The organism is Streptomyces cupreus, assembly GCF_014257025.1.
Lineage (GTDB): Bacteria > Actinomycetota > Actinomycetes > Streptomycetales > Streptomycetaceae > Streptomyces > Streptomyces cupreus.
The window spans coordinates 57,544-79,053 of sequence record NZ_JACMSF010000009.1 but is presented as its reverse complement, the minus strand read 5'-3'; the positions used below and the strand labels follow the sequence as shown (position 1 = coordinate 79,053).

Genomic DNA, 21,510 nt, shown 5'->3' with positions numbered 1-21,510 from the left:
TACATGCCGATGCAGTAGGCCGTGTACGTGAGACGGGAGAACCGATGGCTAAGGACGTCACAGCCGAACGGGCAACCGCTAAGACGCCAGTCACCGCGAGTGACGCCGAAGGAGTCCGCTCGAAGTCCAATGACGGCCCGACACTCGATGAGATCCGCTCCTGGCCCGCTACGGTGAGCGTCCCCAAGGCCGCGACTGCGCTCGGCGTCTCAAAGAGCCACCTCTACGAACTGATCAGGCGAGGTGAGCCGCCGGTCAAGCTCGTACCCCTCGGAGGCCGGCACCGCGTGATCACTGCTTCGCTGGTGCGTTTGCTCGGAGGCGCCTGACTGGGCGACGAACATGCCTTGCATGTGGTGGCCGAACTCGACGGTGACGGCCATGGCCTCGGGCTGGGTCTCTGCCGACGGGGCTGATGGGACTGCCGAGTGCATTACCGGTCACGTGGCTTCGCCTTGTGGGTTCCGTCGGTCAACGACGCCGGAAGGTGCGGACCGGAAGGACGGCGCTGGGACCGGATGCTGTCGCCACCGTGGGGGCACGCACGACGGCCTGGGGAATGGTGGTGCGAACACGGGCGGCCGAGGCTCGGCGTACATCCAGTGGGGTCGGTACCGGCGGTGTGAATGTAGTGATGTGGGCGGCGCCGCGGTTTCGGGAGGGGACCTCGGGCGCGTACCGGAGCACGGGCGCGGGGTCCGCAAGGCGCGCGGTGGTTGCCGCGATCAGATGGATGGGGGCGCGGGAGGTGAAGGAGACGTACCAGCGTGAGCTGTAGCCGTCCTGGCCGCCCCACAGGAGCCAGCGGTGAGTGTCGGAGTGCAGCTCAGCCTGCGAGCTGGGGAGCTGGCGCGAGTAGGTGAGCCCGGCGAGTTGGTCGGGGGCGGTGAAGACGGTCGCGGCCCACGTGTCCGTGCGGGTCCACCCAGCTTGCGTCAGAGGTCGCAGGGCTTGGTCGATCGGATGGGCCGTACCGGACAGGAAGGTGTCCGGTCCCTTCGTATAACTGCTGGCGAGGGTGGTGGTGAAGGCGGTCACCAGCTCGGTGGGGGTGGGCGTGTCGAAGGTGGCCATCCAGCGCGGAGGGCCGAAGGGGTCGGCGTGGACGGCGACTTTCCACAGCGTGTTGTCCGGCCCCTCGGGCAGATAGCCGAGACGGATATGGCGTTGTGGCGAGGAGACGTAGACGTTCGCCATTATGTGGAATCAGGTTTGTCAAGGCTCGCTCCTGTTTGTCTCGGCGGACCTCCACGACGGGCAGCATGGTGACGGTGCGTGGGTGCTCCAGCCGTGGCGCAGGCCGTAGTACTGCCAGGGCTGACCGGTGGCCGCCGCTACGAAAGCGACGATGGCTGCGACGTCCGTAGCCGGGGTTCCGTATAGGGGGGCGGCTTGAACGACGAGAGCAGGGCGGCCGCGGTGCGGCTGGCCGACCGTGTGGCATGGGTGTGCCAATCGGCAACCACGCTGAGGAATCATCTACCGGACGCCGACAAGCACCTGATGGCGGAGGTGCTGACGGCCGTAGGCGGCGAAGATCCTTTGGCCGTCGGTGGGACGCTCGACGCGCTGCTGGATGCACTCTCGCGTATCGGAATCCGACCAGACGAACCTCCTCGTGGTGTCCTCACTGGTTCGGGCTCCGGTGGTGCCCACGGTCTGTTCAACTACTCTGAAAGCCCGGCGGAGACCGTGTACCTGTGCCCGTTGAGTTTCTGTTGCACGCGAGCGTGGCTGCCCGAGCAGGGCAAGTCCGTGCCCCGCTGTTCGGTCAGCGGGGAGCCGCTGTGGGAGAGGCCGGTCCGCTGATGGGCGTATTTCTGACCGAGGTCGGCAAACGACTCGCCGAGAAGTGGCTCACCCTGCTGGTGTTACCGGGACTCCTCTACGTCGGGACTCTCATTGCGGCTCGCACCGCCGGATGGACGCATGCTCTGGATGCACAACGGCTGATCAGCGAGATCGACAACTGGGCCGCCAAGGATCATCCTCGACCTCAGAGCCTCCTGATCCTGATCGCCGTTGTGGCCGTCCTCGGCAGTGCGGGAGCGTCGATCGGCGCACAGTCGATAGGCGACCTGGCCGCCAGGGCCTGGCTGGCCGAGCACTGGGAAGAGTGGCCGCCACCGTTGCGAGCCCTGGCCCGTCGGCACACGGGTTCCCGGCAGCGGGCCTGGCGAACGGCCTCGGAAGCCTATCGGCGGGCGCTGGAGCCCATGGGGCGGGCAACCGCCCTTGCCGAGGCCGGGAGAGGGCCGGGTCCCAGCCGAGAGCAGCACGAACACCTGCGAACGGCCGACCGTGCGCTGGCCGCGATCGCGCGGGAACTGCCCGAACGCCCCACTTGGATGGGCGATCGCATCGCGGGAATGTCCGCAGTCCTGCGCCGCAGATACGCAATCGACCTGCCGACCGTGTGGCCGTGTCTATGGCTGACCCTTCCAGAGAGCACCAGGTTGGAGATCACGAGCACACGCGACGCGTTCCAACGAGCCAGCGCACTGGCCGGCTGGAGCGTGCTGTATCTCTTGCCAGGAGCGCTGTGGTGGCCCGGTCTGCCGATCAGCATCGTGCTGGGGGCTGCCTCCGTGCGCAGGGCGCGCGCTGCCGTCGACGGGTATACCAGGTTCGTGACAGCAGCAGTGGAACTGCACACGCCGGAGCTCGTCCGGACTCTGGGCATCGGCACGTCCGCTGTCCTGGACTCGGAGACCGGGTGGGCGCTCACCCGCCGACTGCAGGGACGGGGTCCCTAAAGGGTGAATACAGGGGGATCCGATGCCTGTTCACACACGCGATCAGTTCCTGCTGTTCATCCAAGTGAGGCTGCACCGCTACGAGCAGTGGCATGTCCCAAGCGACATACTCGACGACGAGCTACGCTCCCGCTGTCTGAGTCTTCTGGAGCTGCTGGGGCCGCGGTCCGATGACCTCGAGGCAGTGCACGCCGTCGCACTGGTCTTCTGGTATCGGGCACTGCTGCAGCCCGAAGCGCTAGGAGAGGAGCAGGCCCTGGCCCTTTCGCTCTTCGCCGCGATCCATCCGGTGGCGCCGCAACGGGTGCCAGATCTCATACGCGACGTCTTCGTCGGGCGCGCGCCCGACCCTGACGCCGTCGAGGTGATGCCCGAACAGCTGGAGGGCATCGTGCTCTCCACGTTCCAGCGGGCCCACGACGAAGAGAACACCGCGGGTGTGACCCAGTGCATCGAACTCATGGAGCGCGTTCTGCGCGATACGCCGCGTGCGAGGGGGTACCGGGCCCAGTACGCATCCGATCTGAGCGCGATGTACTACGGGCGCCATGGGATCACCCGAGCCGTGGAAGACCTGGATGCCGCGGTGTCCTGGGGGTTGGACGGGGCACAAGATGGGCGTCCTGATCACCCGCAGCGAGCCTGGAACCTCTTCATCCTTTCCCATGCGCTCTACCTCAGGCACCGACTGGCGGGGGACCCGGACGACCTGGAGGCAGCAGTCGAGACATGCCGGCTCTGCCTTGGCGCGCTTCCACGGGAACACCAGGACCGTCCGCACCGCCTCGCTTATCTCGCTGAGCTGCTGACCGGACAGCACCGGCTCAACCACCGCCTCGATACTCTCGACGAGGCCGTCGGAACGGCACGCGAGGCATGCGCCGACGACCGGGCCCCGCGGGCCTTACGCGCCCTACGTGACGCACTCCAGCAGCGTTTCGACCTGTTCCTCGAACCGCAGGACATCAACGAGATCCTGGACCTGGACGCACGCCTGTTGGATGCCGCACCGGCGGGCGGATTCGACGAGTTCCTACAGCTGATCACGTTGATACAGGGGCTTGAGCAGCACGAGGAGTTGCTGGGGTCAGATACGACCGAGGGGCTGGACAGCGTCGTGCAACGCTTGCGCGTTTCTGTGACAGGTGGCGCCGGCGAACGCCAGCTACGGTCGGGGCGTTTGTTGGCGTTGGCGGTGGCCCTCGGCGACCGGTTCATGCAGACCGGCGCAGAGGAGGATCTCGCCGATGCCAGGGCGTTGATCGAGGAGGCAGCCTCGCTGGCGGAAGAAACCGATCCCTTCCATGAACTCATTACCAAGACCCGCCGCGCCGTGCTCCGGTGGACCGCTATTGACGGTCCATCGCACGCATCCATACTCGGACAGGAGGCGCACCACCAAGCAGAAGCGTATATGTCGACGCGTGAACTGAGCCGGCTCAACCGCGCCATCGCGCTGGGGCTGAAGGCACGAGAGCTCACCCAAACCGACGATGACGACCATCAGCAGCGGCTGTTGAACCTGGCTGGCGACCTGCTGTCCAGATATCACGCCACGGACCGTGCCGAAGACGTCTACCTCGCCTTGGTCATCCTCGATGAACTCCACGCCCTGCCGCTTCAAGACCAGATGAAGGGGCCCGCCCTCAATATGCGAAGCGCGGCCTTGGCCGACCGGTTCAAACTCGACGAGGACCGCGCGGACCTGGAGCGATCCATCGCTGATGCCCGGCGGGCAGTCGACGCAGAACAACTCGACAGCAGCAGCTACTTCGCCCACCTGAACTCACTCGCCGCAGCCCTGATGACACGCTACAGGTTGGACGGTGACCGAGCTGACGCCGACCAGGCCGTCGCCTTCTTCCGCACCGTCGTGGACGATGCATCACCTGATGCACCCAGCTACAGGATGTATCTGGGCAATCTTGCCCAGGCGTTGAAGACGCTCTCCGAATCGACTCAGGACATGGACCTGCTGTCGGAGTCCATCGACCTGTTCGAACGGGCTGTTGAACCATCAGCTGGTCTTCGGGACTCCCGCCACGCCGGTGGCCTTGGAGACACGCTGATGGAACGCCACGCGCGTACCGGCCGTTCCGTGGACCTGATCCGCGCTGCCGAGGTCTATGAGCGTGCACTTGCCGCAACGCCGGTCAGCCACCCTCTGTACAGGGCCCTTCAGGCGGGTCTGCGTCACTCCCAGCGGCTGATCAACCGGCGTGACAAGGACCTGCTACCGCAGCTCCGCTTCTTCACCAGCGCCGCCATCGAGGTCCCTGAGGAGGAGGCTGGCGCGGAAGTGAGTCGGGACCGCGCGCATGAGCTGAGCCTCCGGTTGGCAGAACGCTATGAGGCGACTCGCGACGTCGCCGACCTCGATCGCGCAATCAGACTCAGCCGACAGGCGGCTGCGCCGAATCCCGACAGGCGCACCGGTGGTCGCGATGCCCTCGCCCAGCTCGCGACTTTACTGGTCACCCGCATCCGGGCGTCTGAAAGTCACGCGGACCAGGACGTCTCACTGCTCGACGAGGCGATAGATATCCTTCGCCGCCTGCTGAATTCGGCACCGGTCGGCGGAGCCGAACGGGTCGGCTACCTGTGTGCCCTCGGCTCTGCTTTGTCGACCCGCCACCGGATCACTGGCGATCCCACATCGCTGAACGAGGCAGTGGGCTTCTACTCCCGAGTCGCCCACGATGCCTCCATCCGGTCGAGCCCACGCATCGACAGCGCCCGCTGGGCGGGCCGTCTATGTGCAAGGGCAGGGCAATGGAACAGGGCTACCGACTTCCTCGAGTTTGCGGTGGACCTGCACTCCCGGACAGCAGCCGAGGAACTGGGCGACGAAGATCAGCAGTACGAACTCATCAGTCGGAGTGGCCTTGCAGGCGATGCCGCCGCCTGTGCCCTGGAACTGGGAGATGTCGAGCGGGCGGTGGCCTTGCTGGAACAGGGGCGAGGCGTTCTGTACGGCCGCACAGATGACAGCCCCGTTGACCTGGCTCAAGCCGCCGAGCGCGGGCCGATCGTCTACCTCACCGGCAGTCCCTTGCGGTGCGACGCGATACTCCTGACCGCCGACGGCCCGACCGTACTCCATCTGCCCGACGTGAATGCAAACACCCTCGCCACCTGGGTCACGCACATCCAGGTGGCTGGTGAAAATGCGCTCAACAAGAACCTCCCCGTCGCTGAACAAGTGCAGTTGCAGCCGATGGCCGCTGCTGCGCTCGCCGACCTGTGGGACAAGGTCGTTGGCCCAATACTGGACCGGCTGGGTATCACCGGCCCGCCCAGCCGCGGCACCCCACCCAGGATCTGGTGGATCCCCACCTCACTCTTCATATGGCTGCCGCTGCACGCCGCCGGACATCCGAACGGACAATCGGCCCTGGACCGAGTGATTTCGTCCTATGCGCTCAGCCTGCGAGCTTTGAGCCGTGCCCGGCGGCAAGCCCCCGTCGACGCAGACGAAGCCGGTGACGAACTGCTCGTTGTCTGTCTCCCGAACATCCCGGGACATCCCGAACTCGCGCTCCCACAAGCCCAACGCGAGGCCGACATGCTGTTGCAGCACTTCCCACGCGCTCGGTTGCTCGGCACCTGCGATGGTGCCCACGCCCCCGCGACACCAGGAAACATACTCACCGCGCTGCCCCAGTACAGCGTGGTGCACCTCGCATGCCACACTCACGACGACTGGCGCTACCCCCTGGCCAGCCGCATCACCGTTGAGCCCGGCCAGCGCGAGACACTGACCGTCAAGAACATCGCCGAGCTGCGGCTGGAGCACACACGGCTCGCATACCTCTCGGCCTGTTCCACAGCCCGTACGGCAACGACACGCCTCATAGACGAGGCACTCCACCCCGTCGCGGCCTTCCAGGAGGCAGGATTCCCCCACGTCATCGGCACGCTCTGGGAAATCGGCGACAAGCTCGCTGCCGACTTCGCAGCCGACTGCTACGCGACGATGTCTCCTGAGCCGAACGCACTCGCACCCTCTCTTGCACCGTACGCCGTACATCACGCCACGTTGACCCAGCGCGAACGGTTCCCCACCGCGCCTACCTTGTGGGCATCGCATATCCACGTTGGTCCTTGAGGTCGGTTCCTTTGGCGGACTACGGCTTTGACAGTTCACTCCTGTTCGCCTTGGCGGACCTCGACGATGGGCAGCATGGTGACGGTGGCGGGGAGGCCGAGTTCCCGTGGTGTGGGGCCTGCGGGCGTGGGGATGTCGGAGAGCCGGGCGAGGAGCGCATCGATGGCGGTTTGGCCATCGTCGACTGCGGCCCGTTCGTCCTCGGTCAGCGGAATGGAGGCGAGCATGTGCTGCAAGTTCTCCTTGGCTTCGAGGAGTTGGGCCTTGCTGGAGCCCTTGAGGGTGTAGAAGTCGCAGCGGGCGCAGGCCATCCGGTGCTGGCACTGTTCGAAGAAGGAGTAGGTGCACCAGCCGTGCCCCAGGTCGTAGTACTGCCAGGGCTCGCCGGTGGCCGCCGCCCCGGAAGCTACGGCGTCGCGGTCGACGAGGACCTCGATGGTGCGCACGTTCCGGGCGAAGTAGTCGGCTTCGCTGTATGCCTTGGCCAGCGTCTTGGGGGAGATCTTCGCGTAGAACTGGGTAGAGCTGGGTGACTGGTGTCCGAGCCATGCCTGCAGCTCGAACAGGGTCATCGGTTCCTTGGCGTTGTAGAGCTGGCTGGCGATGGTGCTGCGGGCCCGGTGGCTGGTGATCTTGCCACGGACGTCGCTGGCGGGGACCCCGGCTTTTGCGCACAGCGCCGGGATGATCGTGCGGTTGATGTAGTCCTTGGAGACGCGTTTGGCACGGTGGGCGAACAGGAACTTCACGCGCTCGCCGGTCTTGGCGTCCAGCATCGCCGGCTGCTCGGGGCGCACGGTCTGCCAGACCTCGACGGCCTGTCCGAGCAGGGGGTCGACCGGCTTGGTGAAACTCGTGCCGGTCTTGTGGGTCGGGACGTCGAGCAAGCAGATTGCGTCGCGGGCGAGGACGTCGGCGGCGTCCGGACTGACGGTGGTGCCGTCGTGTTGCCAGCGGACGCAGCCGGTGCGCAGGCGGCGGATCTCGTCGCTGCGTTGGCCGCTGAACAGCCAGGTCAGCGCCAAGGCGCGGGAGAGCTCCAGGGGGTAGCGCGGGCCGCTGCTGGTCGTGGGCAGGTCCTCGGAGGTGAGGTTGATGCCAGCCCACAGCAGTTTGGCCCATACCTCGTCGGCGATGACGCGGGGGTTGGGGCCCAGCAGTGCGCGGATGCTGCGGGGCGTCTCCAGCGCGCGTCCGGGATCGAACCGGCGTGGGATCCACTCCCATTCCTGAAGGTCGCGGAAGAACGCGCGGCCGGCGGTGAGCGCGCTGTCCTTGGTGGAGGGGGACATCGGGTCTCCGAACACGCCGCGGGTGGCGGTGCGTTCGACGTAGTCGCCGATCCGCATCCGGTCTACCGTGGCCACCCAGGCCGCGCAGGTCGCCCTCGTCCACTGGGCGGGCTCGGTGATCTGCGGGTGCTCGGTGGCCAGCCATCTGCCCATGCGGGCGAGATCCTGGCGGTAGGCTAGGCGGACGTTGCGGCTGAGTGTGGAGGTGTCGAACCACCGGCGGGCCATCTCGGCCCACGGCGCCGGCACATCCGTCCACCGCTGGGCCCGCAGCTCACCCAACAAGGTCTCGTTGCGTGCGATGGGCGGCTCGCACCGCCCTAACGCCGCCAGCGCTCGCTGCAGCGAGTGCAGGTCACCAGATGCCCTCCCGGTGGAACGCACCGCCTGACGCAGGCGCTCCAGCAACACCGTGTCCATATCCGCGAGCAACGGGCTGCGGTTGAGGAGCATCGCGTGCGCGATCAAGGTGCGCACGGAGCGGTTGCCCGCCGTGTCCAGGCGGTAGCCCCAGCCGCGCAGCAGGCTGTAGACGGTGTCGACCTCTCGGTCCACCATCTCCGGGCCGAAGACCGTGCGGGCCAGACGCAGCCGTTCGAAGCCGAGGAACAGGGTCTCGTCCACCGGCGCGCCCAGGAGGTAGGCGTAGGCCAGGAGGCGGGGGCGGCATGCCCGCGACGCTTGTGTCGGCCACTATCGGCTCCAGTCCTGCGCGTCGGGCCCGATCACACGGGTCCACGTGCTCTGATCCCAGCCCCACCACGTCGAATCGGTCTCGGCGGTGCAGGTCAGCAGCATTCCGACCACCTGGTAGTCGACCCACCGGTGGTGTCCGGCCTTATCCGGGATCCACAGGCAGGACCGAACCTGCTCCAGCGGCCTGAGCAACCGTTCCAGCGCACCCCGTTCCGCCCGGGTCAGCTGGGAGGACATCAACAGTCGCGGGCCCGCCTGTACGAGTACCGCGCGCTCCTCGACGCTCAGTTGCGGGTCCCGGTTCCAGGACACGCCGTCCAGTGGCCAGGCCCAGTCGGGTACCGCCTTCCCCGCCGGCAGAGCAAGCGCGGTCACCGCGGTCCTCCGGTGCCCTCGATGCCGGTGCTCAGCAGCGCGACCCGCTGGGCATGGATGTGTTCCATCCCCCGCTCCAGCTTCTCGGCCAGGTCCCGGCCCGAGAGGTGGATGTAGCGCATGGTGGAGTCGGTGTGCTGGTGTCCGGCGAATGTGGCGATCGCGTGCACCTCCCAACCCATCGGTGCCAGTTCGGTCAGGCACAGGTGCCGCGTAGTGTGCGTGGAGAAGCGCTCCACCCCTGCCTCCACGGCGATCCGGCGCACCACCTTCGACCACGTCCACAAGCTCAGCGGCTGGGCGAAGTTCCGCCGCGACTCCGACAGAAACAGCCCACCGCGCGCCCGGCTGACCGAAGCCCGGCGCACCAGGTACTGCGACAGCAGGACGCCGGTCGTCGCCGAGTAGGGCACGACTCGTTCCCGGCGGCTCTTGGTGGTCTCCGCCCGCACCCGCACCAGCCGCCGTCCCGGGTCTAGGTCGTCGGTGCGCAGCGAGCACAACTCCTCCCGGCGCAGGGCCGCATCGTAGGCCAAGGCCAGCATCAGCCGGGTGCGCACCGGCTCGGCAGCGGCTATCGCCAGCAGGGCCCGCCACTGCTCATCGCTGGGGATCCAGGGAAGCTTCACCAGTCTCCGCATCAGCCCTCGCTGTTGCCCGCCGCCACGGGTCCCAGGGGTGTAGCGGCCCCGGCCGACGGGATTGTCCTGGCGCAGTCCCTCCTCGACCAGGAAGTCGTAGAACAACCGCACCGACACCAGACGCTGCTGGAGCGTCGCGTTCGATAACCCGGCGCCCGAGTCCAGAGCCACTACGTTGGCGCCCCGACGGCTCGGACGCGATCCCAACTCCCTTACATGCAAGGCAACATGGGCGCGCGTGGCCCGCACCGGTTCTACGCTCTCCCGCTCGCACAACTCCAGGTACTCCGCCAATCCCCGGGCGTAGGCATCGATCGTCCTCGGCGCCCGTCCCAAGTCCTGCCACACCTGCAGCCAGGCCGTCGCCTGCTCGTGCCGACCGAGTATCGGCCACTTCTCCCTCAGTTCGACCATTTGGTACCGCGTCCCTTCAGTCCGTGGGTCCCCGTACGAGGCCACCAGCCTCGCAAGTGATTCCACGTAACTTCTAGCTCGTCGTCGTGGAGGGCAAAGCCGTGGTCGAGGAGGGGGGCAAGGGCGGGGTCGCCGGTGACGGTGCAGCCGGCGAGGTAGAGCGGGGAGACGTACAGGTCCCCGTCGGGGGCGATGGTCGGCACGGTGGGACTCCAGTGCTGAGGGTGAGGGTTAGCGCTGCCGTCGGGAGCCGGCGTGCATAGCGAGCGGGGTCGGCGCGGCCAGAGGCGGGGGTGCGTGTATCGCCTGGGCTTGGGTGCTACGGGCGAGCGCCGCTGCCGCCCACCGGTCGGGCCTGGTCGTGTCCACGGGGGTGACCGAGACCAGTGAGCGGTGGCGGTCGGGGATGTGATCCAGGGCGCGCGGCACGGGGGTGGGGTCCGTGAACGCGGCGGTGGAGGCCGCAATGAGGTGCTGCGGGGTGTATCCGCTGAAGAAGGCCTGCCAGCTCGGCGCGTACACGGGGTCGGTGCCGGCGGACATGCGCCACGTCGACTTCTCGGGCGTGAGCAGCTCGTCGTACTCGTGGAGCCAGCCAACGCGCATCTGATAGGCGGCGTGGCCGTCGGGGGAGACCGTGCGGAACGGCCGGGAGCCGTGTACCGGCTCCCACCGGTGCCGCGCGGTCAGGGAGGCGGGGCTGATGCCCGTGTAGTGCCGGCCGCCGCTGAGGTAGTCGGCGAAGTTGTCGTGCAGTCCGTCGACGAGGGTCTTGGTGAACACGGCCACGATCTCGTGGGGCGTGTTCCGGTCGAACGTGGTGATCCAGTCGGGGACGCCGAGTGGGTCTTCGGCGTAAGAGATGGTCCACCCGCCGTAGAAGCTCTCCACGGCGTTGGCGACGCGTACTCGCTGGCACGGACTGGTGTAGTAGGTGTCGGCACCGAAGGCGATGGCCTTGGTCCAACTGGGGGCGCTATCAAGCGTGTTGAAGATGCTGCGGCTGTCGCCAGGACCGGCGAGGTAGCCGGGGCTGACCAGGACATCCGAAATCGGGTCGAGGGCGAGGGAATCCGGGCTGGGCATGGGACGGCCTTCGGGCGGCGGGGCACGGGCGGCTGAGCGGCTCGTGTTGGGGCATGCGGGTGTAGTCGCGCGGCGGAATCTGGCTGCGGACACTTGAGTCACCTGATCCGAGACGGGTGGGAGAGCGCGGTGACGAACGCCGGGACGCGCGGCTGAGGGTCGGAGACGTGCGAGAACAGCTCGGCAGAAGCCGCAGGACTGCGGCGCACGGCCGCGCTCGCCCGTACGGCCTGCTGAGCTGTCGCACCGGGCTGGTCCGGGCGAGTTGCCGGGTGTGACTTGCGGGCGAACTCCGCGAGTTCGGCGTACACGGGCGTGAGTCCGCGGGCCGCAGACGTCAGGGTGTACTCGGAGCCGCGGCCGGAGAAGGGGCTCGTGCGGGTGATGAGCTGGTCCGTCTGGAGCTGCGTGATGCGGTAGTGGAATGAGCCGGCGGCGAGCGCGGCTTCGTTTCGCAGCGCACCGTTGGGAAGGGGACCGTACTGCGCGAGGGCATGGAGGAGGGGGATCGTGCCTTTCCCACGCAGCCGGCCGAGTGCGTCTTCTACACGTTCCGCCTCCGCGAGCGACGCCGCGTCGTCAGCGAGGTGGGTACGGTGCCAGGCCGAGAGCGCACGGTAGACCGACTGCGTGTCGCAGCCGAGCGGTGTGAGGTCGTACACCCCGAACTGAGGCCGGTCCAGGAGACCGCTCGTCTGCATGCGGCGCACGATCTGGGCCATGGCATGGACACCTATCCACGGAAGCGCGGAGTTGATGTCGGCAAGGCGCATGGGGCCGTGGTGCTGGATGGTCTGCAGGGTCCAGGTGGTCCAACGGGGTGAGAGGCGGGCGATGGCCTCGTCGACGAGTTCGGTGTGACGGGTGGGTGAGGGGGGAGAGGCTGGGCACGGTGGGGTTCTCCGAAGGGTGGTTGTGCGCCGTCAGCGGGACCGCGCGGAGCGTTCCGACGTCGTGCGGTTCGTGGCGGTGCTCGTTGCCGCAGGCTGCTGGCTACCGGTGACCGGTCGCCTGCTGTGGTGGCGAGGAGAGAGGGCCATAGCGGCTTGAGCGCGCCGGTCGTGCGGGGACGCGGCGGTGGCCGCCCGCTCGCGCTCCAGCCGAAGGGCCGCGGCGCGGTAGGCGGCATGGTCCTGGCGCTCACCGACCGCGAGCAGGTAGATCTCCCGTTTGTGCTGGGAAGAGGCGGGAGCATCCCGGTACTGGATGACCAAGCGCCAGCGGGTTTCCGGGTCGACGTAGACCTTGTGGCAGCCGGCGAGTTCCCGCTGGAGGGCGGCGCCGCGTTCGTTGCCGTGGACCAGGTGCTGCAGTTCGAGCAGGGCCAGGTCGCGGATGTTTTCCGGTACGGCGCGCAGATCGGCCAGTGACTCGGGATGGGCGGCGAAGGCGTACCGTGCCCGGCTCATCGCGTGCTCCTGCGGGAGCGCGTCGGAGCAGGTTCCGCTGATCGGGGTGGGGAGACGGGTGCGGGAGCCACGGCGAGGCCGTTGCCGCCGATCGTGGAGCGAGCGCGGGCGGCTGCCGCCCGGCGGCCGAAGGCGCCCGGTGAGGCAGGTGCCAGGGGGAGCGGCGAGTCCCGCTCCACAATCCACGTGTCCGCTTCCTCGGCGCTGGCGAAGACACCCTCCCGCACGGTGTAGGTGTGCATGTCTTTGGTCGGCTCTTCGAGGAAGAGCCGATACGGCGCGTCCGCCGAGTCGGGGTGCCTGTCGTAGACGAGGGTGCGGACCTCGACGCCGACGTCGAAGGAGCACGGGTTGTCGGTGTAGTGGTCGAGGACCTCGTACCGGTTGCCGGGGTTGGTCCGGAGCAGGTCCTCAAGCCGGGCCGTGACCGCGTCGGCCGGGCGGGGCCCGTGGTGGGGGGATCCATCGGCGGCTTCCCGCGGGCAGCCCCGGCCGATCAGCCAGTGCTGCGCCAGCGGAACGACCGGGTGGTGCTCGGACGCGAAGTCGAATGTGCGTTGCTCGATGTCGCGGGTGATGTGCAGCGTGACGTACTCCGCCGTCCCGGGGATGTCCCAGATCGCGGACCGGTCGTACAGCAGCAGGTAGCTGTCGCGGCCGTCGGCGCTGTGGTGTTCGGAGAAGGGGACGAACAGGTCGTCCGAGAGGGTGACGGAGGAGAAGTCGTCCTCGATCTGCGTGGTTGCGGCTTGGAAGCCGTCGAGCCGGTAGTCCGGCGAAGGGGGTTCGTACTCGTGGGCCATCTCAGACTCCGGCGGGCTCGGGCGAGGCCAGCAGCCGGTGGTGGGGGCGGGTCGCACTGGTGGTGCAGGCGCCGAACGGGCCGTCTGGGGTGCGGAGTTGGAGCAGGGCCGGGTCGAGGTGGTCACGGTGCCAGGTGGAGGGACCGGTGAGGCCCGCCTGGACGTCGGTGAGTTGCTGCCAGGCGAGCCAGAGGGCGTGCAGCCGGGCCACGGCCTCGGGGTGCTCCTGCCACTGCCGGCACCATGGGCGGCCGGTGGTGATCTCCCGCCCGTAGACCGGCAGGAGCAGGTTGTGCACCCAGTTGGTCAGCGCGGCCAGTTCTTCGGCGTACGCCTTGGCGCCGAGCGCCAGGATGAAGACGGAGGCCGGGCCGTCGTTGGCATTGCCTTCGGCCGGGGCGGATGCCGATGCCGGGCTTTCAGGGTGCACGGGATCGGCCGGTTCGCTGTCGTCCTCGGACGGCTGGTCGTCGGTGAGCCGGGCGAGCGTCTCGCCCTGCTTGCGGCTCTCGGCGACGAGCCGGGTGACCGTGGCGACGAGGTCGTCCAGGTCGTGGTCCGGTATGCGCACCGGCTCGCTCTCGTGGGCGGATTCGGACATGGCTACCCCTGGTGCAAGTTCTGGTGGGTGGGATGTCGAGGTTCCGGAGAAACGGGGATTTGGCCCGGCCGGGAAACGGGTGTAGAAGGCGCAGGTCAGCGCGGCGCGTGATGGCGGCATACGGTCCTGGGTGGAGCCAGGATCTGTAGGGCGCGGGCAGCCTGTTGGGGGACAACTCCGTTACCCAGGGCGGTCAGTTGGGCGGGGCGCCCCAGCCCTGGTGTACCGGTCACCCAGCCGGGAGGAAGGCCTTGCATCCACTCCACGAACCGCGCACTGAGACGGCCGGCGTCGTCGATTGGCCGCGGCGCGGGACGGGTGGCGTGTTCCCAGCGGGTGATCGCGGCGGCGTACGGCCCCCAGATCTCGGCGTGCCCTGCTGGGGCTCCGGATCCCCGAACAGCGGCGGTGACTGTGTGCGCGGGGTCCTGCTCGTGGCGCCCTTTCGCCGTCCGGCCGTGCGTGTGGGCGTGGCATCCGGGATGGGCCTCAGGCGTGCTGCCGCCGAGGGCAAGGTCAAGTCCCCATTGCCGTGGCGCTGGTTGGGCGACCCCTTGGTGCCGTCCGAGGCCTTCGGGGTGGGCAGGAGCCACTCGATCTCGTCCGCCAGGTTCGGGCCATGGCCGCCCTGCTTGCGTTTCGCCGGGTGCTGGCTGCCCCCGTTTGCCCCCAGGTTGCTGGTCGGGGTCTTGAGCAGAGGTGATCCGTTCGGACGGCCAGGCGGTGAGGAAGATCCGCTCTCGGCGGTGCGGGGCTCCGACGTCGGAGGCGCGAAGCACACACCAGCGCGCATCGAACCGGATGTCGGCCAGGGAGCCGAGTACGGCACCGAGTGCGCGCAGAGCAGGCTGGCCTGCGGTGTCTCCCAGACACCACGGGCAGAGTTCCACGCCGCCAGGGGAACCGGCGGGCGAGGTGAGGAGCCCTCGGACATTCTCGATCACCACCAGGCAGGGGTTGAGGGCTTCGATGGCACGGACGACGTGGTGCCACAGACCGGACCGGGTGCCATCAGCCAGTCCGGCGCGGCGGCCGGCGACGGAGACGTCTTTGGCAAGGGAAGCCGGCCGTGACGACGCACACCTCCGGGACCTCGGCCCAGTTCACGGCCGTGATGTCGCCGAGATTGGGCACGGTGGGCCAGTGGCGGGCCAGTATCCGGGCGGCACCCGGATCGATCTCGGCGTGCCAGGCGAGCGAGCCTCCGAGGGCGGCCTGGACACCGAGGTCCAGGCCGCCGTAGCCGGAGCACAGGCTCCCGATCAACGGTGGCGTCCCCACCGAGGCCAGGTCAGCGGCCATGGCGGGGCGCCGGGGTGTAGGCGAGCCGGACCGGACCCGGGGCGGGCGGCTCCACGGGCAGACGGTAGATCGAGTTCGGCGGGCGTGCCGAGCGGCTCAGCGCCGCGAGGACGCGTGGTGGCGTGCCGTCTAGCCGGTCCGCCGCGCCCCGCAAGGTGTCGCTCACCTCCCGGAGATCGTCGCGTACGAGCTCCATCCGCTCCTGGACCACGTGGAAGGCCGCCTGACGGACGTCGTCCAGATCCGCCGAGCCGGGGGCTTCGGCGAAGCGGCGCAGGAAACCGAACTGGGCGTACGCCTCGGTGTAGTTCTCCATCGCGCGTCCGGCGGGCACCGCCGCCGACGTGTACGCGTAGATGACCGGCCCGAAGTCGAGCCCGGGGTCCTCGTCGACAGCCCGGAAGAGGACCTCGTCCGACAGGTCCTTGACCAGCCCTGTCAACGTGGCGAGTTGCCCGGACGCGGTGACGAGATCGGGAAGACCGCTCGAGACTCCGGGGACCGTGATCTGCTCGCGCAGGGCGTCGAACTCCCAGGCAACGGCGTACAGCTCGTCCTTCTCCAGGCCGGCGCGGCCGGTGTGGTCTGTCATGACGGGCCCCGGCGGGTAGCACGGTCGGGAGCAGGAGCATGCGGGGCCGCGGTGGCCGTCGGAGCCGACGCGGCGGTGGCGCCGGAGCGGCTACGGGAACGGGCCGCGTCGATGCGGGCCTCAGGCGGTGCAACGGTCGGCACACTGCCCGTACGCGGTGGTGCGGGCTCGGTGCCGGATGCGGCCCGTAGGCGACGCCGGACCTCGTCCAGCGGGCCCAGGGCGTGCAGGGCGTACCCGATCAGCCGTCCCGGGGCCAGGGACTCGTCGTCGGCCAGCGCCCGCACTTGGCGGGCGGAGGCCGCGGCCGTGCGGACGAGCGAGGCCTGCACGACCTGCTCGCCGAAGTACTCGGCCACCCCGGAGAGGGACAGCGGATCGCAGATCCGGAGAACGCGTTCGGCGTCGAGCGTCCCGTTGGACAGAGCACCCCGGCGCTGCGTTTCCCACAGTACGGTCAGCTGATCGATGGGCTCGCCGCGGTGATGCAGTGCGCCCAGGGCGCGGTAGATCTGCTGATGGCCGATGTCCGTGAAGTCGTCAGGATGCAGCCAGTCGACGACGTCGAGCAGCTGCTCGGGCCGGGCGCTGATACAGCCGAGAAGAAACTCCTCGTCGGCGAGAACCTGTTCGTCGACGGGCTGCACCTGTGGGGAGGATGACGTGTTCGGCGACGGCGGCTGCACCGGCCGAGGCTCGGTGCCCCACCGGCGGGCGAGATCGGCGAGCACGTCGGCCAGGACCCGGGCGTGGTGGACCGTCTCCTCGACTCCACCGCGGACCGCGTCGGCACGCGCGGCCTGGTGGAGGCGGATGGCGTGCTGGGTGACGCTGCGATGGATGGCGCCCTCCAGGACCATCCGCCCGTAGACGGGGGCATGGGTGGCGCGCGGGCATGCAGAAATCAAGGAATGGGCGTACGACGCGGTGAGCCCACGGGTCCGGGTGCTGGCCTCTTGCACGGTGTCCGTCACCCAGGAGAGCGGGAGCGGGTCTCCGCTCTTCCCCGTTGTGGCCGGGTGGCCGTCCTTGCGGAGCTTGACCATCGCGGCGTAGAGGGCGGCGTGCGCCGGACGGTAGAAGTGTTCGGGCCGCAGCCAGGACGAGAGGTGGTCGAGCTGGCCGGGGTCGAGGAAGACCGAGCCCAGGACGGCCTGCTCGGCTTGGATGAGTGGCGTCACCGCTGGTCCCCACCTGCGGCCGTGCGCTCGGTGCGCAGGTTCGCGACGGCGCGGTCGGCAGCGGCCATGTCAGCGGCGAAGCGGTCCAGTTCGCCGGTGAAGACGGGGTCCGAGGCGGAAATGGTGCCGGTCGGGGTGACCAGCCACCAATGGCCGTCGCGGCGTACGGCGGGAGTGCCGGCAAGCCGCTCGGACGGGCGGATGGAAGCCGAGGTCGGTACGGGGTGGGACACAGGAGCACCTCAAGAAGAACAAGGGGAGGGCGAGCCGCGGCTCAGGGACGCGATGGCCGTACGTCCGCGTCTCGTGCGCGCGTCGTGCCGGGCCGGGTCGGTCATGCCGCCGGACCGAAGGCGTCGCGGTGCGGCTGCTTGGCCAGCGCGCGCTCGGTGATGGCCGCGGTCGCTTGGGCGGAGGCGGCGCCGAGTCGGTCAGCGTCTGGCTCGCGGTACCAGGGCTTGAGGTCGAGGAGGGCGGGGCGGACCCCGGTGGCCAGCAGTAGTGCGGAGCCCTTGGGCAGGGCCCGGATCGCGTCGGCCGGCAGCACCCGCTCCTGACGCATCGACACCGACGTGGACTTGCCCGACTCGCTGGTGGATAGGGAGACGGTGCGTACGTCGTGGTCGCCGACGAGGCGGGAGAGCTTGTCCGCGAAGTCGGCGTCGTCGATGCCGGAGCCGACCAGCTTGATCGTCGCGGCGGACCACAGGGCGTCCATGCCAGCCTCGCCCCAGACCCGTACGCCCTGGCGGTAGGACTGCAGGATCGTGATCGGGATGACGCCCCGGGACCCGAGGTGGGAGTAGAGGTCCGGGAGGTCCGCGATCTTGCAGACGTTGGCGGCCTCGTCGAGGATCGCGAGGAGCGGTGCGTCGAGGCGTCCGCCGTCGCGTTCGGCCTGGATGACGGCCGCGCGCATCACCGCGTCGGCGGCTGCGGCGATGATCGCCGAGGCGGAGCCGCCGCCGTCCTTCGACAGCAGGAACAGGGTGTCCTTGCTGGTCGCGAACGCCTCCGGCTTGAACTCCCGTACCTTCTCCAGGCCGTTGGGAGGCGTGACCCAGGCGGCGATGCCCGGGTCGAGGAGGCAGCTGGCGTACTGCCGGGCGGTCTCGAAGATGCCGTCGCGGGTCTCGACGGCTCCGGCCACGGTGCCCTGGAGCTGGGCGGCGACGGCGTCGAGGCCGGCGTCCTGCAGGAGGTCGATGGGGGTGCGGTCGGCGGGAGAGGCGAGCCAGGCCAGTACGTTGGTGATCGGCCGGTGGTCGCGGGCCGCCGCGAGGAACAGCGCGGTGAGGGTATTGGCGGCGGCGGTGGACCAGAAGTCGCCTGCGCTGGACTCGTCCACCGAGGCGGTCACGAAGTGCCCGGCCAGCCGCCGGGCCCCGGCGAGATCGTGGGCGTCGGCGAGGATGTCCCACCACATGGTCTGCGGGGCGTGGGCGATCTGCTGCGGGTCCAGCGTCCACACCGTGCCCACCCGGGAGCGCTCGTCGAGCGTCGCGGTGAAGGCGTCGCGGGCCGCCTTGTTCGAGGTCAGCAGCACCGGGCCGGGGGCGCGCAGAATCGCGGGGATCGCCAGACCCGAGGTCTTCCCGGAGCGGGGCGCCATGATCGCGAGGAGCACGTCCTCCCAGGAGGAGCGGACCTCGATGGCCCCCGGCTTCAGCGTGCCGAGAAGTACGCCGCGGTCGTCCGGGGCGACGGCCTTGGGCTTGGTGCCCTTCAGACTGGGCCGCAGGTCGATGGCCTTCGCGGCGATCTTCTTGGGCAGCAGGTCGGCCAGGTCCCGCTGATCGGCCAGCCCGTTCGGGTTCCGGCGAACGCGCAGCCACAGTCGGGTGCCGAGGACGGCTGCCGCGGCGAGCGTGGCGGCGGGCAGCAGGTAGGAGCCGGTGAGGACGGCGGGCCGTGCGAGATGCGGCCAGACGAGTTCGGGGTGCAGGAGCGCGTTGGTCGGCTGGAACGCGGCCCACGGGTCGGAGCCGGTGATGGCGTTGGCGAGATTGCCGAACAGCCAGGCCAGCGAGCCTCCCGCCATGCCGAGACCGGCGATGCCGATCAGGAGGTAGAGGAGGAAGTCGGTGCCGGTGGTGGTCGAGGGCGTGCTGGTACGCGGAGATGGCAAGGCGGGATCCAGAGGGGTGCGGACCTACGGGTGGCGGCGGGGCGGCGAATGGCTCTGCTGATCACGATTGGGCTCCTGGCGGTTGTGGCGGTGAGCAGGGGAGTTGGACGGAGCGGTGGGGGAGCGGTCAGCGAGCCCGGCCCGGCCGGGGCGTGGTGGGCGGCGTGACGGAGGGCTGCTCGGACGCCGCGGGCGTGGCCCCGGTGCGGGGGCTCGGGGCCGTCGCGTAGTAGGTGGCGACGCCTTCCTGCCAGCTCCGCTTCCAGGACGGTTCGAGCCTCTGCATCTGGTGGCCGGCGCCGCGCAAGTCCTCGACGAGAGAGGTGAGCGTGGCAGCGGCGTCCTCGAAGAGGTGGGACAGGTCCCAGCCGTCATCGGTGTCGGCGACGTTGGCCTGCACGGCCGCGGCCTCGAAGAACTGACCGAGGCGAACGACGACGCCGTCGTCCGGGTCCACGACGTGCTCGATGACGTCGGCCGCCCCCGCGTACGTCTCGGTTCCGTTGAGCTGGTCGGTCAGGGAGAGGATCTGCTGCCCGTAGACGCGCGCGCCAAGGGGATCGGTGGGCGTGGTGATCCGGGTGACGTCCAGGCCGGGATCGAGTTCGACCCGGTAGCCGACCGCGGTGAGCATCCGTGCGGCATGGCTGGCCATCTGGTTCTCGCGCTCCTCGCCCATGTCCCAGGGCAGGCGGTACCAGAAGGAGAGCGGTGTGGTCTCGATGACGAAGCCGGCGCGCTTGAGGAGGGTGACGGCCAGCTCGTCCCCGCCTTCGGCGATGACGTTGCCGGTCGGTTCGCGAGTGATGACGACGTCGGGCGTGGTGGACATGGAGGCCTCCGCAGGCGGGTCAGAAGTGGGGGTTCTCGGTGGGCCGGTCGCCCCCGGTGGCGGCTGCCAGCAGCTCGGGCAAGTCGGCGGGGTCGGCGTCGCGCTGGTCCAGCCACCACCCGGCGTGCGTCAGGGGCCGCGCGGTGTCCTCGATGGCGGCCCACTCCGCCTCGCTGGTGGTGCCTTCGAGCACCAGGGCGGTGTACGCGGCGGACACGAGCTGGTGGCGGCAGCGGGTGCCCCAGGCGATGGCGCGGTCGGTGCCCTCCAGCGGAGGCATCCGATATCGCGTCGACCATTCCTCGGCCTCGGCCTGCTCGGCGGCTCGCTTGTTCGCCAGCCACTCGGCCTTGGATTCGGTGTCCTCGCCTTGGGCGGCGCGCCAGCAGTCGGTGCAGTCGCGCTCGGCGAGCCAGCGGGCGTAGCCGGCACGCCGGTCGGCTGGACGGCCGGAGAGGTCGGCCTGAGTGGTGTCTCCGCAGGCATGGTTGATGGTCCAGAACTTCTTGACGGCCATGAGCCGGACTCCTTGTGCGATCGAGAGGAAGGTCAGCGCGTACGACGGGGGCTGGGCGAGGGAGTCGGTGAGCGAGCCGCCTCATCCGGGGAAGTGGACTGGGCGGCCGGGCGGTTCGGGGAGGACGCAAGAGCGGCGCGGGAGCGGGCGGTGTGTGTCACCGACGGGATCTCGTGCCGGGTGAGCAGTGGCACCTCGGACAGAGGCGGGGCGTCGTCCGGCGTCACGTCCGGCATGACCGCCAGGTCGAGCTGCGCGGTGACGAGCTGGTCGCCGAGGAAAGCGATGTGGTGGGCGATGGTGCGCAGGTGCTGGCCCAGCTCGCGGCCGTTGGCGGTGCCGAGGCGGTCGCACCAGGCGGCGGCTGTGTCGATGAACTCTTCCAAGTCGCCGACGACGCCATGGTGTTCGTTGAGGATCTGCTCCAGGACGTCGGCGACATCGGCCGAGCGGCGCAGCTCGTGCAGTTCCCCGGTCAGAGCGGTCAGCGACTGCCCGGGCAGTGCCTGCCGTACGGGCACCCCGTCCGGCGTGGGGATCGGCGGTGGCAGCATGATGCGGGGGTCGGCGGCGACCGAGAGGCCGACGTCCTGGAACTCGCGGCTGGCGCGGGCCACGGTCCGCACCGCCATGTTGTGCGGGGTGTCGCCGGGGAGCAGGTAGAGATCGAGGTTGCTGCTGTAGCGGAAGTGATGCTTGCGGAGCACTTCGTCGAGGAACCCGGTGGTCGTCAGCCACGGCGGCGACCACACCGAGTTCCGGGTGGACACCGAAGGC

The 21,510-nt window shown here is 69.2% G+C and carries 23 protein-coding genes; 4 read left to right on the top strand and 19 right to left on the bottom strand.

Translation table 11 applies throughout. The features are described from left to right. Positions 1-44: 44 nt before the first annotated feature. Positions 45-329, top strand: a complete 285-nt coding sequence (locus H4N64_RS11130; RefSeq protein ID WP_186282064.1) for a helix-turn-helix domain-containing protein — start codon at positions 45-47, stop codon at positions 327-329. Between the two features lie 142 nt (positions 330-471). Here H4N64_RS11130 and H4N64_RS11125 read toward each other — a convergent pair whose 3' ends face one another. Then, positions 472-1,197, bottom strand: coding sequence for an SPDY domain-containing protein (locus H4N64_RS11125; RefSeq protein ID WP_186282063.1), 726 nt, complete (start codon positions 1,195-1,197; stop codon positions 472-474). Between the two features lie 195 nt (positions 1,198-1,392). Here H4N64_RS11125 and H4N64_RS11120 point away from each other — a divergent pair, with 195 nt between their 5' ends. The 3 genes from H4N64_RS11120 to H4N64_RS11110 are packed head-to-tail and all read left to right on the top strand — an operon-like array spanning position 1,393 to position 6,864. Continuing rightward, positions 1,393-1,809: a hypothetical protein gene (locus H4N64_RS11120; protein ID WP_186282062.1), complete on the top strand. Its 417-nt coding sequence runs from the start codon at positions 1,393-1,395 to the stop codon at positions 1,807-1,809. Beyond that, positions 1,788-2,756 (top strand): hypothetical protein, encoded by a 969-nt coding sequence (locus H4N64_RS11115; protein ID WP_186282061.1) that lies wholly within the window; start codon positions 1,788-1,790, stop codon positions 2,754-2,756. Before H4N64_RS11120 ends, H4N64_RS11115 begins: the two co-directional genes overlap by 22 nt. A gap of 22 nt (positions 2,757-2,778) precedes the next feature. Beyond that, positions 2,779-6,864: a CHAT domain-containing protein gene (locus tag H4N64_RS11110; protein WP_186282060.1), complete on the top strand. Its 4,086-nt coding sequence runs from the start codon at positions 2,779-2,781 to the stop codon at positions 6,862-6,864. Positions 6,865-6,899: 35 nt separating this feature from the next. Here H4N64_RS11110 and H4N64_RS11105 read toward each other — a convergent pair whose 3' ends face one another. The 18 genes from H4N64_RS11105 to H4N64_RS11025 all read right to left on the bottom strand — a co-directional run bounded on the left by H4N64_RS11105 (position 6,900) and on the right by H4N64_RS11025 (position 21,503). After that, the gene (locus tag H4N64_RS11105; protein WP_336246678.1) at positions 6,900-8,780 is read right to left on the bottom strand and encodes a tyrosine-type recombinase/integrase; all 1,881 of its coding nucleotides are present in this window, start codon (positions 8,778-8,780) and stop codon (positions 6,900-6,902) included. 69 nt (positions 8,781-8,849) lie between these two features. Next, the gene (locus H4N64_RS11100; protein WP_186282059.1) at positions 8,850-9,227 is read right to left on the bottom strand and encodes a hypothetical protein; all 378 of its coding nucleotides are present in this window, start codon (positions 9,225-9,227) and stop codon (positions 8,850-8,852) included. Then, positions 9,224-10,282, bottom strand: coding sequence for a tyrosine-type recombinase/integrase (locus H4N64_RS11095; RefSeq protein WP_186282058.1), 1,059 nt, complete (start codon positions 10,280-10,282; stop codon positions 9,224-9,226). Before H4N64_RS11095 ends, H4N64_RS11100 begins: the two co-directional genes overlap by 4 nt. Continuing rightward, a complete protein-coding gene (locus tag H4N64_RS11090; protein WP_186282057.1) occupies positions 10,270-10,485 on the bottom strand; it encodes a hypothetical protein in 216 nt (71 codons plus the stop codon). Before H4N64_RS11090 ends, H4N64_RS11095 begins: the two co-directional genes overlap by 13 nt. A 28-nt stretch (positions 10,486-10,513) precedes the next feature. Then, a complete protein-coding gene (locus H4N64_RS11085; RefSeq protein WP_186282056.1) occupies positions 10,514-11,368 on the bottom strand; it encodes an SPDY domain-containing protein in 855 nt (284 codons plus the stop codon). A 98-nt stretch (positions 11,369-11,466) separates the two neighbouring features. Then, positions 11,467-12,204, bottom strand: a complete 738-nt coding sequence (locus H4N64_RS11080; RefSeq protein ID WP_186282172.1) for a winged helix-turn-helix transcriptional regulator — start codon at positions 12,202-12,204, stop codon at positions 11,467-11,469. Between the two features lie 87 nt (positions 12,205-12,291). Next, positions 12,292-12,777 (bottom strand): hypothetical protein, encoded by a 486-nt coding sequence (locus tag H4N64_RS11075; protein WP_186282055.1) that lies wholly within the window; start codon positions 12,775-12,777, stop codon positions 12,292-12,294. Continuing rightward, entirely contained in the window at positions 12,774-13,580 is an 807-nt protein-coding gene (locus H4N64_RS11070; RefSeq protein WP_186282054.1) for a hypothetical protein, read from the bottom strand. Before H4N64_RS11070 ends, H4N64_RS11075 begins: the two co-directional genes overlap by 4 nt. 1 nt (position 13,581) lies before the next feature. Continuing rightward, complete coding sequence (locus H4N64_RS11065) at positions 13,582-14,181, bottom strand: DUF4913 domain-containing protein (RefSeq protein WP_186282053.1); 600 nt, start codon at positions 14,179-14,181, stop codon at positions 13,582-13,584. Between the two features lie 95 nt (positions 14,182-14,276). Next, a complete protein-coding gene (locus H4N64_RS11060) occupies positions 14,277-15,176 on the bottom strand; it encodes a DNA cytosine methyltransferase (protein WP_260859667.1) in 900 nt (299 codons plus the stop codon). A gap of 16 nt (positions 15,177-15,192) precedes the next feature. Next, positions 15,193-15,483 (bottom strand): DNA cytosine methyltransferase, encoded by a 291-nt coding sequence (locus H4N64_RS44385; RefSeq protein WP_222108819.1) that lies wholly within the window; start codon positions 15,481-15,483, stop codon positions 15,193-15,195. Continuing rightward, positions 15,473-16,075, bottom strand: a complete 603-nt coding sequence (locus tag H4N64_RS11055) for a hypothetical protein (protein ID WP_186282052.1) — start codon at positions 16,073-16,075, stop codon at positions 15,473-15,475. The genes H4N64_RS44385 and H4N64_RS11055 overlap by 11 nt, the downstream gene beginning before the upstream one ends. Then, positions 16,072-17,256: a DnaB-like helicase N-terminal domain-containing protein gene (locus tag H4N64_RS11050; protein ID WP_186282051.1), complete on the bottom strand. Its 1,185-nt coding sequence runs from the start codon at positions 17,254-17,256 to the stop codon at positions 16,072-16,074. Before H4N64_RS11050 ends, H4N64_RS11055 begins: the two co-directional genes overlap by 4 nt. Next, positions 17,253-17,489 (bottom strand): hypothetical protein, encoded by a 237-nt coding sequence (locus H4N64_RS11045; RefSeq protein WP_222108850.1) that lies wholly within the window; start codon positions 17,487-17,489, stop codon positions 17,253-17,255. The genes H4N64_RS11050 and H4N64_RS11045 overlap by 4 nt, the downstream gene beginning before the upstream one ends. 101 nt (positions 17,490-17,590) lie before the next feature. Beyond that, positions 17,591-19,384, bottom strand: a complete 1,794-nt coding sequence (locus H4N64_RS11040) for a type IV secretory system conjugative DNA transfer family protein (RefSeq protein ID WP_186282050.1) — start codon at positions 19,382-19,384, stop codon at positions 17,591-17,593. Between the two features lie 127 nt (positions 19,385-19,511). Then, a complete protein-coding gene (locus H4N64_RS11035) occupies positions 19,512-20,216 on the bottom strand; it encodes a hypothetical protein (RefSeq protein ID WP_186282049.1) in 705 nt (234 codons plus the stop codon). Between the two features lie 19 nt (positions 20,217-20,235). Continuing rightward, positions 20,236-20,733, bottom strand: coding sequence for a hypothetical protein (locus H4N64_RS11030; RefSeq protein WP_186282048.1), 498 nt, complete (start codon positions 20,731-20,733; stop codon positions 20,236-20,238). A gap of 32 nt (positions 20,734-20,765) precedes the next feature. Then, the gene (locus tag H4N64_RS11025; RefSeq protein ID WP_186282047.1) at positions 20,766-21,503 is read right to left on the bottom strand and encodes a hypothetical protein; all 738 of its coding nucleotides are present in this window, start codon (positions 21,501-21,503) and stop codon (positions 20,766-20,768) included. Positions 21,504-21,510 lie beyond the last annotated feature (7 nt).

Bases quoted from the DNA above. Each gene is read 5' to 3' on its own strand.
- H4N64_RS11110 (WP_186282060.1), top strand. From the start codon at position 2,779: ATGCCTGTTCACACACGCGATCAGTTCCTGCTGTTCATCCAAGTGAGG.
- H4N64_RS11095 (WP_186282058.1), bottom strand. From the start codon at position 10,282: ATGGTCGAACTGAGGGAGAAGTGGCCGATACTCGGTCGGCACGAGCAG.
- H4N64_RS11130 (WP_186282064.1), top strand. From the start codon at position 45: ATGGCTAAGGACGTCACAGCCGAACGGGCAACCGCTAAGACGCCAGTC.
- H4N64_RS11055 (WP_186282052.1), bottom strand. From the start codon at position 16,075: ATGACAGACCACACCGGCCGCGCCGGCCTGGAGAAGGACGAGCTGTAC.
- H4N64_RS11035 (WP_186282049.1), bottom strand. From the start codon at position 20,216: ATGTCCACCACGCCCGACGTCGTCATCACTCGCGAACCGACCGGCAAC.
- H4N64_RS11070 (WP_186282054.1), bottom strand. From the start codon at position 13,580: ATGGCCCACGAGTACGAACCCCCTTCGCCGGACTACCGGCTCGACGGC.
- H4N64_RS44385 (WP_222108819.1), bottom strand. From the start codon at position 15,483: ATGGCCGCTGACCTGGCCTCGGTGGGGACGCCACCGTTGATCGGGAGC.
- H4N64_RS11075 (WP_186282055.1), bottom strand. From the start codon at position 12,777: ATGAGCCGGGCACGGTACGCCTTCGCCGCCCATCCCGAGTCACTGGCC.
- H4N64_RS11030 (WP_186282048.1), bottom strand. From the start codon at position 20,733: ATGGCCGTCAAGAAGTTCTGGACCATCAACCATGCCTGCGGAGACACC.
- H4N64_RS11085 (WP_186282056.1), bottom strand. From the start codon at position 11,368: ATGCCCAGCCCGGATTCCCTCGCCCTCGACCCGATTTCGGATGTCCTG.
- H4N64_RS11065 (WP_186282053.1), bottom strand. From the start codon at position 14,181: ATGTCCGAATCCGCCCACGAGAGCGAGCCGGTGCGCATACCGGACCAC.
- H4N64_RS11125 (WP_186282063.1), bottom strand. From the start codon at position 1,197: ATGGCGAACGTCTACGTCTCCTCGCCACAACGCCATATCCGTCTCGGC.